The sequence below is a fragment of the Spirosoma flavus genome (genome assembly GCF_054778555.1).
Window position 1 is genome coordinate 1,570,313 of the sequence record NZ_BAAGZL010000001.1, and the last position, 11,707, is coordinate 1,582,019.

Genomic DNA, 11,707 nt, shown 5'->3' on the forward strand with positions numbered 1-11,707 from the left:
CTAAGCTGGCTGTCGGGCTCGGTTATGGCTCAGCAACAGACGCAAACCTTGCGTAACCGTCAGGCGCTTGAAAAAGAAAAAAGGCAAAATCTGGAACGCATGACCCAGATAAACACTATTCTGAAACAAACAACGTCGGAGAAACAAGTTGGTATTGGTCAATTAAAAGCGCTGAACCAACAGATTCAGGCTCAGTCGAATCAGATTGGCTTATTGAACAAGGACATTCGCCTGACAGAAACCGAAATTTACGAACTCCGCCAGGCCAGCGAAGCGCTCACCAAAGATCTGAATAAGCTGAAGAGCGAATATGCCTCTATGATTTATGCGGCTGACAAACGACGTCAGCAAATCAATCCGCTGGGTTTTTTGTTCGCGGCCGATAATTTTAATCAGTTGGTTGCTCGCTATCGGTATCTGCGGCAATACTCCGACGCCCGGCAAAGTCAAGTTCGCCAGATGAACAACGTGCGAACCATGCTTGATGGCAAACAACAAGCTACACAACGTAAGCGTCAGCAGCAACGTAGTACGCTGGTTACCAAACTGGATGAAAGCAAGAAGCTGGAGTCGTTGAAGAATGAGAAAAATGCGGTTGTCAAGGAGTTGAGCCAGAAAGAAACTGAATTGGCTACTGAGTTGGCAGAGAGTCGTCGGGCAGTAAATCGTCTTGAAGCCATGATTACGCGCATCATTGCTCGTGAAGCAAAAGAACGCGCCGAACGGGAAGCCCGGGAGCGTGCTGAACGCGAACGACTGGCAAAACTCGAAGCGGCCCGTAAAGCTGCCGAACGTAAAAAAGCAGAAGACGCCATTGCTGCGGCTGCAAAAGCCGGCGAAAAACCGGCCCCCGCCGACGTAGCAAAAGTTGAAAGTATTGATAAAGCTGCCGAAACAGAAACGGCGGCAAAGAGACCCGACGAACGACGTAACAATAACCTTAATGACGAAGAATCTGCCCTAGCGTCGTCATTCACGGCATCGCGGACACGCTTGCCCTGGCCTGTTACAAAGGGTTTTATCTCCGATCATTTTGGACGTAAAGCGCATCCTGTTTTAAAAGGTATCTATGTTGAAAATCAAGGAGTTGATATTCAGACCAATGCGGGCGAGGGCGTTCGCTCAGTATATGATGGTATCGTGCAGGACGTAACGAGTATGCCGGGTATGAATAACGTAGTAGCCATTCAGCACGGCGATTATTTTACTGTTTACGCTAAATTGAAGAGTGTATCAGTTCAGATTGGCCAGAAAGTAAAAGCCCGTGAGGCCATTGGTATAGTAGCCACCGACAAAAACGGTGTTTCCGAAATCCAGTTTCAGATCTGGAAAGAGTTCACCAAGCTTAATCCCGAAACCTGGCTCATTCCAAGGTAGACTAGCCAGTTATAGAGTTGTAGGGTTATAAGGTTATAAAGTTTGTGGGCGCAGTGCTCCGGCGCAGATGCGCAACTTTGCAACTTTATAACTTTATAACCCTACAACTTTATAACTCTATACCTTTGCAACTTCACAACCGTACAACTGCCCACAATGTCTGTTCATAATCCCGATATCAAGCGCGTTACGACGCATACTATTCAGGAATTAAAAAATAAAGGCGAGAAAATTTCAGCGCTGACTGCCTACGATTACTCAATGGCGCGCGTAGTCGATACGGCTGGTGTAGAGGTGATTCTGGTTGGAGATTCGGCTTCGAACGTAATGGCCGGCCATGAAACGACGCTGCCTATTACGTTGGATCAGATGATTTATCACGCTAGTTCAGTAGTACGAGCGGTAAAGCGGGCGCTGGTTGTAGTCGATTTGCCGTTTGGATCGTATCAGGGAAATTCGTCGGAAGCGCTACGTTCTGCCATTCGGATCATGAAAGAATCGGGTGCGCACGCGGTGAAAATGGAGGGAGGTCTGGAAATTAAAGAATCAGTAATACGTGTGTTGAGTGCAGGCGTTCCTGTGATGGGGCATTTGGGACTAACTCCTCAGTCGATCTATAAATTTGGTACGTATGCCGTACGGGCCAAAGAAGAGGCCGAAGCTGAGAAATTAATGGAAGATGCCCAGATGCTGGAATCGTTGGGTTGCTTTGGCCTTGTACTCGAAAAAATTCCGGCTGCACTAACGAAAAATGTTTCTCAAAAGCTCCGTATTCCGACCATTGGCATTGGCGCAGGGCCCGACGCTGATGGGCAGATTCTGGTTTTTCACGACTTGCTGGGCATTAACAACGAATTTAAGCCGCGTTTTCTTCGTCGATACGCTGAATTGCATAAAGTCATGACGGAAGCCATTGCTCACTACGTTGATGATGTGAAAGCCAATACGTTTCCGAACGAGAAAGAAGCCTATTGAGTTAGAAGAATGAGAAAAGATAGGAGAGGTAAGACGTATCAATTTAACAGACACCGTCTCCCCTCATGCATTTTTCATCTTTTGTCAGAAAAAGAATAATGAAAAGAAAACCATTTCAGGTCGTTTACGAAGATAATCACCTGCTGATTGTTAATAAGGAGCCCGGCATTCTGGTGCAGGGAGATCGCACCGGTGACGTTACGTTGCTGGACGTATTGAAGGGATATATCAAAGAAAAATACAATAAACCCGGTGAGGTTTTTCTTGGATTAGTGCACCGACTCGACCGTCCTGTAAGTGGCCTGGTGGTATTTGCCCGAACATCGAAGGCGCTGGAGCGGATGAACGAAATCTTCCGGAAACGGCAGGTTCAGAAGACGTATTGGGCCGTAGTTCGACAGAAGCCGTCTACGGATGCTGATAAGTTGGTCAACTGGCTGGTGAAAGATGAGCAGAAAAACCAGGTTACGGTCTATGATTATGAGGTACCGGGCTCACAGAAGGCCGAATTGACGTATCGGGTGCTAGGGAAAATCAATGAGCATTATCTGCTGGAGGTGAATCCTATTACCGGTCGTCCGCACCAGATTCGATCGCAGCTGGCGCACATGGGTTGCCCAATACGTGGCGATGTTAAATACGGATACGATAGGGCAGTAGCTGATAAAAAAATCTACCTGCACGCCCGCCGACTTTACTTTGTCCATCCAGTAAAAAAGGAGCCGATTATATGTCGGGCAGGGCTACCCAATGATCCATTCTGGGAGGAGTTCCTGGAGCTGGAACCAGAAACGTATAAGGACAAGGATATTGATAACCTGTACGAATAGGTTGGTATAACTGCCTAAAAAATAAGCCGCACCTGGTTTTAGAACGTACAGGTGCGGCTTATTTTTGGATTGTCATGGCTTTGTCAGTCTACGGTAGGATGGGGTTTACCGTTCGGAACGACGTCGGCTACGAGCTGGTCCATCACACGTTCTGCCATCTGCATTGCTCCCCGTATCGCGCCATAAATAAGGCAGAGCGGCAAAATAATGGGAAGGAAAACGACCCATTGAAAAATCATGTAAAGTCTAACGTTTCTCATTGGCTCAGGACTAAAATGTTGTAGTTAAGTGTACGGATAGGGAGAGATAACAACTTATCCACCGCTGTCAATGGACTCCTTTTCAATTAAAATCAAAGTTAACCTTGTATTAATACAAAATCAAGGTGCACTTAAAAAGTTAATTAAAAGATTCTTTTTTACAGACATTAAAATAAGTAAAATTGTTGTCACTACCATAACCTTCTGTTCGAATTTTTCAAAGTTCAATTTTAATGCCAAAGCATATAATTCATTTGTTGATTCTACAAAATAAAAAGAGAATATCTACGTTGATTCGTACTTTTGTAAAATAAGAGCTTACTATTGGCGTGTTTCGTCTAGCAAATTATCGGTTTGGGATCGCCCGCTTTCTACTTGGCCTGTACGTTGCCGTACTGGTCAATGGTGTTGTGTTCCGGCATGCACACCGATTGGCCGACGGAACAATAATCACTCACGCGCACCCCTACAAATCATCACCGGGGACGCAGTTTCCTAAACACGCCCACACCCGCGACGAACTCATCTGGCTGGATGGTTTTACCAATTCATTTTATACCAATCCGGCTGTAGTTGGCTTAGTATTATTAGCCGCCGTTATTATTCTGGTGCGAGTGAGCGCCGAAACGTTCCGACCGGTTCTTTTTCAATCCGCTCATACGGCATTTCAGCATCGCGGGCCCCCGTGCGTTTAGTTAATCTCTGTTTTCATGGTTGAAATGCTCTGTCTCAATGCCTTGTCTTAGGCATGGATAGGTATGGCATTTCGGGCATGAGCAACGTACTAGTTTTTCTTAAACGCTACTTCTCGCTTCATGTTTCGACTACTCCTCATTTTTATGCTGGTGCCGTATCTGGTATCTGCGCAAGCTACATTAGTTGGCAAGGTTATCGATAAAACTACTCAACAACCCATAATTGGGGCAACAATTTATTTTCCTGCTCTGCAAAAAGGTACCGGGACCGATACACTCGGTCAGTATCGAGTACCCGATTTGCCGGCAGGTTCGCATAAAATTGACATTCGATTTTTAGGTTATAAAAACCAGCTCCGTACCGTTCGGCTCCTCAGCGGAACCACCACCGCTGATTTTTCACTCGAGCCCGATGCCGCTCAACTTCAGGAAGTTGTAGTGACTGGCCTCACAACTGGCTCCACTGTGAAAGACAGTCCGGTACCCATAATGACGTACAACAAAATCCAGTGGCTTCAAAACAGCTCTACTAATCTGGTCGATGCGGTTGGTAAACTGCCCGGGATGTCGCAGATCACGACGGGAGTTGGTTTATCGAAGCCGGTTATTCGTGGATTGGGTTTCAACCGGGTTATTACGGTCCACGATGGTGTTCGTCAGGAAGATAACCAGTGGGGTGAAGAGCATGCCCTGCAAATCGATGAATACAGCATCGACCGTTACGAAATTATTAAAGGCTCCGGCAGTTTGTTGTACGGTTCTGACGGACTGGGTGGCGTCATGAGCCTGATTTCGGCGCGTCCTCCCGAAATAGGTGTGTTTCGTGGACAGGTCTTGACCAATTATCAGACTAACAACGGCATGATTGGTGGGTCGGTTATGGCGGAGGGGACAGACCGAAGCGGCTTATTTGCACGGGTGCGAATCAGCTCCAAGAGCGCCGGTAATTATCAGAACCAATATGATGGACGAGTTTACGGATCAGCCTATCGTGAATTTGATCTGAATGGAACCGTTGGTATTACCCGTTCGTGGGGATATTCACAATTTTATATATCAAACTGGCATCAGGATATCAACATCGTAACGGGCGAACGCGACCGTACGGGCCGTTTTCAGGAACTGGTTCGTATATCGCGAGACTCTGAAGCACTGGCTCCCGTTTCTGATGCTATGTTACGTGGACGAACTATTGATCCGGCTAACTACCAGAATTTGAACCATCTGAAGTTTTCCTGGAATTCGTTTGTAAAGTTAGGCCGTGGAAATCTGGCGGCAATTATTAGTTATAGCCAGAACCGGCGTCAGGAGTTCGCCAGTACGTTGACGCCTGGCCAGCCTGCGCTTTATTTCTACTTGCAGAACGTATTTTATGACCTTAAATATTACCTAAGTGGTAGTAAAGGCTGGGATTTCACGATTGGGGGCAATGGCCTTTCGCAGTACAATCAGAATCTGGGCCTAGACGTACTGTACCCGGGGTATCAGTCGCTGGATAATGGGCTGTTTCTGTTTGCGCAGAAGAAAACCGATCGGCTGACAGTCAACGGCGGACTTCGGATGGATATTCGACGGATGCGGATCAATAAGCTTTATGCCAGCGCTGATGGCGTATTCAGCGAAAATCCGGTGGCAGGCGGGCAAACGCGCTTCGGTGGTCTGGATAAAACGTATTCGAACCCAACGGCTAGTTTCGGCGCTACGTATTCAGTATCAAAACGATGGATCATAAAGGCTAATCTGGGCAGAGGCTTCCGGGCACCTGCTACGTCGGAATTATCGGCTAATGGCGAACACGCCGGTACGTTTCGGTATGAAATCGGAAGCCCGAACTTGCAGTCAGAAACATCGTTTCAGGCCGATTTAGGCATTAATTATGAATCGCCCGACGTATCGATAACGGCCAGTTTATTTCAGAATCGAATTAATAATTATACATATTCCGAAAAAGTACTCGACCGTTTTGGACGCGATTCAATTGTTGATCCGGCACGACCAATTTTAACGTATCGCTACGCACAGGGGAACGCTGTTTTATTCGGGGGCGAAGCGCAATTGAGTGTTAATCCGCGTTCGGCTCGCTGGTTTCATTTCACCACAAGTTACTCCTTGGTACGTTCCCGAAATCTGTCGGCCAAAAGTGATTCAGCGCGGTATCTGCCTTTTTTGCCGCCACCCCGCATAATTAGTCAGTTAAAACTCACGAAAGCCGAAGCAGGCAATCACTGGCGGAATATGTATGTTTTGCTGGAAATGGAAAACAACTGGCGGCAGAACGAAGCGTTGCTGGCTTACGGAACCGAAACGGAAACCCCGGGCTACACGCTTGTGAATATTGGAGCTGGAAGCGACATCGTCAGCGGTAAAGGCCGAACTCTGGTATCCATTTATCTGACGATGCAAAACATGTTTGATGTTGCCTACCAGAGCCATCAGAATCGGCTTAAATACTTCGGCGTCAATCAGGCGACTGGACGTACCGGCGTTTTCAACATGGGACGTAACGCCAGTTTGAAAATAGTAGTGCCATTTGGGAATAAATAAAAAGTCGAGAGTCAGGGTCCACCATTGCGGTCAGGCAATAATTGTTAGGGAAAAACCAATAACGATTATTAACTGACCGCAGCGATAAACCTTGACTCTCGACTTTTTTACTCCTTATTTCAACGTAGCAACAGCGTCTTTGATACGTAGTACAGCCTCGGTGAGGGCTTCGTCAGAAGCGGCCGTTGAAATGCGCAGGCAATCGGGTGCTCCGAATCCTGAACCAGCTACGGTTGCTACGTGAGCCGTATTGAGCAGCCATTCTGCGAAGTCATCCGAATTTTCGATGGTCGTTTTGCCATCCGATTTGCCGTAATAATAACTAATATCAGGGAACGCATAGAAAGCGCCCTCCGGTACGTTGGTACGGAAATGCGGTACTTCTTTCAGCAGCTTCACAACCAGATCGCGCCGACGGTGGTAAGCCTGGGTCATCTCCATTGATGGCTCCAGCGGGCCCGTCAGGGCAGCAACAGTTGCTTTTTGGGCAATCGAGTTGGTTCCCGACGTAACCTGGCCCTGAAGTTTTTCAACGCCGTCAGCAATCCATTTGGCTGCGCCGATGTAGCCGATACGCCAGCCCGTCATCGCAAACCCTTTCGCTACTCCGTTTACCGTTATAACACGGTCGGCAATGGCCGGAATGGAACCGATGCTGAAATGGCCTTCGGGCGTGAAGTTGATGTATTCATAAATTTCGTCGGCCAGTACGTAAATGTTTTCGTGCTTGGCCACTACGTCGGCAATCGCGCGCAACTCAGCTTCTGAATAGATAGAACCGGTTGGGTTGTTCGGCGATGCGTACATGACAATTTTAGTCCGATCGGTGATGGCGGCTTCGAACTGTTCGGGCGTTACCTTGAAATTATTGTCGAACGCGCCATCGATAACCACTGCTTTACCTTCGGCCAGCTTCACCATTTCCGAGTAGCTAACCCAGTAGGGCGAGAAGATAATCACTTCATCGCCAGGGTTAACAAGCACCTGAATTACGTTGGCCAGTGAATGCTTGGCTCCAGTCGATACAACGATATTTTCAGGTTTCCAGTCAATATTATTATCACGCTTGAATTTGTCAGCAATAGCCTTGCGAAGGTCGGGATAACCAGCTACAGGCGAGTAGCCATGGAAACCGTCGTCGATGGCTTTCTTAGCGGCTTCGCAGATGTGTTTCGGGGTTTTAAAATCGGGCTCTCCGACACTTAGGCTAATTACTTTGTGGCCTTGCGCGGCTAGTTCACGTGCTTTCTTGGTCATCGCCAGCGTGGACGATTCTTCCAGCGCGTTGATGCGGTCGGCTAGCAAACTCACGGTGTCAAGCGTGGCAGACATAATCAGTGGTTGTTTTTTTAAGAAAATGATAACAAACTGGGCACAAAGGTACTACGTTTTCAGTGGAGGGGCGTTAAAAATTCGAAAATAAAAAAGCAAAGTACAGCGGTGTAGGGCTGATGGCCTGGCACTCGCCACCAGTGGCCCATATTACTTAAACCGTTGAATGGCCACTTTTCCTTTAGCACCGACGGCGTAACAGGTACCTTTGGCGCAGGCTACCGAATGAAAACCTTCGCTGTCAAGCCGTTGCCAGGTCTGCCCCTGATCGGCGGAGAGACTTGTGCCAGATGGACCAACAGCCAGTAGTCTGTCATTGGGGAGCAGGGCAATCGCTTCTTTTAAACCGGGAGGGTCGGTAGGACTAACTCGCTCCCACGTTTTTCCGCCATCGCGGGAGATGGCCGCATTGGGTCCGGGCAGTTGTTCCTGTTTGTAGTTGCCGCCGACAACCATACCCACTTTTTCGTTGAAAAACTGCATTCCAAATAGTCCCGTTGCTTCGCCAGAGGGTAATGGCACAGCAGTAACGTCCCACGTTTGTCCCCGGTCGACCGAGCGAAAAACGCGTGGGGTTGTGCCGCCACCCGAGGCAATCCAGACGTTACGTTTCCCCTGTACTACGAGAGACGTACCACTGGCCGCAAAGGCCGCTTCGTTGGATTGCATAGGAGGTAAAGACGACGGAGAAATCTGCTGCCACGTTTGTCCGCCATCATCCGTGGTCAACATAAACCAATGGCCTTCAACAGGATCGCTGAAAACGATCCCATGCTGCTTGTCCCAGAAAGCGATACCGTCGAAGAAAACGCCCGCTTTTTTGGTTTCGTAAAGCAGCGCCCAGGTTTGTCCTCCATTTGTGGTTTTATAAATCCGTGCCTGTCCCTGCTCGGCTGGTCCGGCGCTCATGAGGTAGGCGGTTTGGTCGTCAATGGCCTGTACATCGCGAAAATCGCAGTTTTGGGCCTCTGGTACGTTTCCGGTAAACCAGGTTTTTCCACCATCGGTAGTACGTAAAAAAGTGCCTTTGGTGCCGCCAACCCACGCTACGTTCGCTCCGGCAATACTGACGGCCCGAAAACTAGCATCAGTGGAAACCGTCTGAATCTGCCATTGCCCAAATGTCGGCCAGCAGAGTCCATATATAGTTAGAAAACAGATAATGAATCTCATTGAATTGGAGCGTAATAATGTTGAATACTGTTGGTCATTACCTGATAAATCTCCGAAACAACGGGCATATTTCTCAAGTAATCGAGGTGGGTTTCCAGGGTAGTTTGATCTGCGCGACGGGCTGGGCCTGTCTGCACATCAGCGGGACTATTGGCTGCCAAACCTTTACGAAATGTTTCCGTAATAAGTGGACGTAGTAAATCGAATTCCAGTCCCTCGCGAGCGGTCAGATCATAGGCGAGGGCAAGCAGATGGTTGGTAAAATTACAGGCCAGCACCGCTGCTACGTGTAGAGCCCGACGTTCTTCGGACGTAAGGATGTAAACAATGTCACTAACCGATTGCCCCAACGTAACGAGCACATCTTCCGTAGCCGGGTCGCTTGCTTCCAGGCAAAGCGGTACGTCTTCGAAAGGCATAGGTGCCTGTCCGCGCGTGAAGGTTTGCAGTGCGTAAAATACCCCCGTTTGCACCGGTACGTCGCTGTAAATAGCCATCCACTGCTCAAGCGATGCCAGCGCCCGCCCCCCCGATGTATGCAGCAATATGGCATTTTCGGGAAGAACCAGCCGGGAGCAGACTTCTTCCAGTGCATCGTCGGGAACGGCCAGTATAAAGAGTTGCGAAGGACTGTCGGCAAAATTTAACTCGGAGTGGGGATTCGCATCATATAAGTTACTCACCAGTTGCCGTGCATGCGTGAGCTGACGACTGTAGATTTCGTTGATGTGATGCCCTGCATTTTCGAGAGCAGGAGCCAGATGCCAAGCCAGATTTCCGGCACCGATGAATGAAATTTCCATTCCCAAGTATAGTCTATTTTTCCAGAATTGCTACGATTTGTCTATTCAAGCCATTTGGTAAGACACCGTAGCTAACTAAGTCGAACCTTTTCCAACCATTTTCTTACTCAACCCGTTAAACCGATTAGCGAAAGAAGCCCCAAATGGATATTGACGCTATTAAGCTTACTCAACGATATGGAAATTGTAATTCTAGTACTTTATTCAGTGGCATTGTCGCTGTTGTTTTTATATAACTGCGGACAATTGAGTCTAATCGTCAGTTACTTACGCTCAAAACGTAAACAGACGCTGCGTAGTAAGGCAGCCAAAATGCTACCGACCGACGATTTGCCGTTGGTTACAGTTCAGTTGCCGGTGTATAACGAGTTGTACGTAGTGGAACGACTCATTGATGCCGTGGCGCAACTTCACTACCCCCTCGCCAAACTGGATATTCAGGTGTTGGACGATTCAACTGATGAAACCGCCGACCTGATTGCCCGGAAAGTAGCTCACTACAAACAGCAGGGTATTGTCATTGATCACATCCGCCGACCAGAACGTACCGGTTTTAAAGCTGGAGCGCTGGCGTATGGTCTGCCGAAGGCTAAAGGAGAACTCATCGCGATTTTTGATGCTGATTTTGTGCCCGAAGCCGATTTTTTACTCAAGACGGTGCCACACTTCACTGATCTGGACGTAGCGATTGTGCAGACGCGCTGGGAACACCTCAACGAAGACTTTTCGCTGATTACGCAATTGCAGGCATTTGGTCTGAACGCGCATTTTACAGTTGAACAAAGTGGTCGATATGAAGCCGGATGGCTGGCTAACTTCAACGGAACCGGCGGACTTTGGCGGAAAGCTGCCATTGTAGACGCGGGCGGCTGGCAAAGTGATACGTTGACCGAAGATCTGGACTTAAGTTACCGGGCGCAGCTGCGGGGCTGGAAGTTTGTTTACTGCGAGGATATTGGTTCGCCCGCCGAGTTGCCCGTGGCTATGAACGCGCTCAAATCGCAGCAATATCGCTGGATGAAAGGTGCCGCCGAATGTGCCCGCAAATTATTCGCTCGTGTGCTACGAACACCGGGTGTATCGTTTGCCAGGAAACTCCACGCTTTTTTCCATCTGTTCAGCAGTGCTACGTTCATTCTGGTATTAGTGCTGGGCGTAATGAGTGTTCCGCTGATCTATATCCGCAGCCGCCACCCGGAATGGGAGTGGGTCTTCCGGATTATCAATCTTTTTCAGGTTAACCTCCTGATTCTAATCTTATTTTATGGCATCCCGCTCTGGTTTTTGAAATCATCTGAAAAGGTCCGGTTTGTCTGGTATTTTCCGATGTATTCGTCACTGATGATGGGCTTGTCGCTGCACAACACGATAGCCGTTATTGAAGGATACATTGGCCGTAAAACACCGTTTGTCCGAACTCCAAAATTTAATGTAAAGGCCACTGGCGACAGCTGGGCGGCCAACAAATACATAAATCGTAAACCCAGCTGGCTCACAATTGCCGAAGGGTTCCTGGCTTTATACTTCCTGGGTGGGTTGGCTCTAGCGTTTACAATTCAGGATTTTCGTATGTTTTTTCTACATATCATGCTCATGGTCGGTTTCGGCATGGTAGCGTTTTATTCGCTTCTTCAGGCGGGGAGGCAAAGGGCGTAATAGTTGATATTGTTCAGTCGATAGTCATAAGAAATTACCAGTTATGACTATCGACTGGTACT

General features: G+C 48.3%; 10 protein-coding genes. 6 read left to right on the forward strand and 4 right to left on the reverse strand.

All coding sequences use genetic code 11. From position 1 onward, the window contains the following. Positions 1–24 precede the first annotated feature (24 nt). The 3 genes from ACYVF1_RS06080 (at position 25) to ACYVF1_RS06090 (ending at position 3,182) form a co-directional block, all read left to right on the forward strand. Positions 25–1,377, forward strand: a complete 1,353-nt coding sequence (locus ACYVF1_RS06080) for a murein hydrolase activator EnvC family protein (protein WP_461077827.1) — start codon at positions 25–27, stop codon at positions 1,375–1,377. A gap of 156 nt (positions 1,378–1,533) precedes the next feature. Next, a complete protein-coding gene (gene panB / locus ACYVF1_RS06085; protein ID WP_461076625.1) occupies positions 1,534–2,352 on the forward strand; it encodes a 3-methyl-2-oxobutanoate hydroxymethyltransferase in 819 nt (272 codons plus the stop codon). Positions 2,353–2,450: 98 nt separating this feature from the next. Then, entirely contained in the window at positions 2,451–3,182 is a 732-nt protein-coding gene (locus ACYVF1_RS06090; RefSeq protein WP_461076627.1) for an RluA family pseudouridine synthase, read from the forward strand. An 83-nt stretch (positions 3,183–3,265) separates the two neighbouring features. Here ACYVF1_RS06090 and ACYVF1_RS06095 read toward each other — a convergent pair whose 3' ends face one another. Further along, positions 3,266–3,442 carry a hypothetical protein gene (locus tag ACYVF1_RS06095; protein WP_461076629.1) on the reverse strand — a complete coding sequence of 59 codons (177 nt, stop codon included), beginning with the start codon at positions 3,440–3,442 and terminating at the stop codon, positions 3,266–3,268. A gap of 329 nt (positions 3,443–3,771) precedes the next feature. Between ACYVF1_RS06095 and ACYVF1_RS06100 the strand changes: the two genes are divergently transcribed. Together ACYVF1_RS06100 and ACYVF1_RS06105 are read left to right on the forward strand one after the other, a co-directional pair. Next, entirely contained in the window at positions 3,772–4,137 is a 366-nt protein-coding gene (locus ACYVF1_RS06100; protein ID WP_461076631.1) for a hypothetical protein, read from the forward strand. A 120-nt stretch (positions 4,138–4,257) separates the two neighbouring features. Further along, the gene (locus ACYVF1_RS06105; RefSeq protein WP_461076633.1) at positions 4,258–6,681 is read left to right on the forward strand and encodes a TonB-dependent receptor; all 2,424 of its coding nucleotides are present in this window, start codon (positions 4,258–4,260) and stop codon (positions 6,679–6,681) included. Between the two features lie 114 nt (positions 6,682–6,795). On the opposite strand, the gene ACYVF1_RS06110 is transcribed toward ACYVF1_RS06105, so the two are convergent. The 3 genes from ACYVF1_RS06110 to ACYVF1_RS06120 form a co-directional block, all read right to left on the reverse strand. Continuing rightward, positions 6,796–8,013, reverse strand: a complete 1,218-nt coding sequence (locus tag ACYVF1_RS06110) for a pyridoxal phosphate-dependent aminotransferase (RefSeq protein ID WP_461076635.1) — start codon at positions 8,011–8,013, stop codon at positions 6,796–6,798. 150 nt (positions 8,014–8,163) lie between these two features. Then, positions 8,164–9,186, reverse strand: coding sequence for a WD40/YVTN/BNR-like repeat-containing protein (locus ACYVF1_RS06115; protein WP_461076637.1), 1,023 nt, complete (start codon positions 9,184–9,186; stop codon positions 8,164–8,166). Further along, positions 9,183–9,989 (reverse strand): Rossmann-like and DUF2520 domain-containing protein, encoded by an 807-nt coding sequence (locus ACYVF1_RS06120; RefSeq protein ID WP_461076639.1) that lies wholly within the window; start codon positions 9,987–9,989, stop codon positions 9,183–9,185. Before ACYVF1_RS06120 ends, ACYVF1_RS06115 begins: the two co-directional genes overlap by 4 nt. A gap of 177 nt (positions 9,990–10,166) precedes the next feature. Between ACYVF1_RS06120 and ACYVF1_RS06125 the strand changes: the two genes are divergently transcribed. Then, positions 10,167–11,645 (forward strand): cellulose synthase family protein, encoded by a 1,479-nt coding sequence (locus tag ACYVF1_RS06125; protein ID WP_461076641.1) that lies wholly within the window; start codon positions 10,167–10,169, stop codon positions 11,643–11,645. Positions 11,646–11,707: the final 62 nt, after the last annotated feature.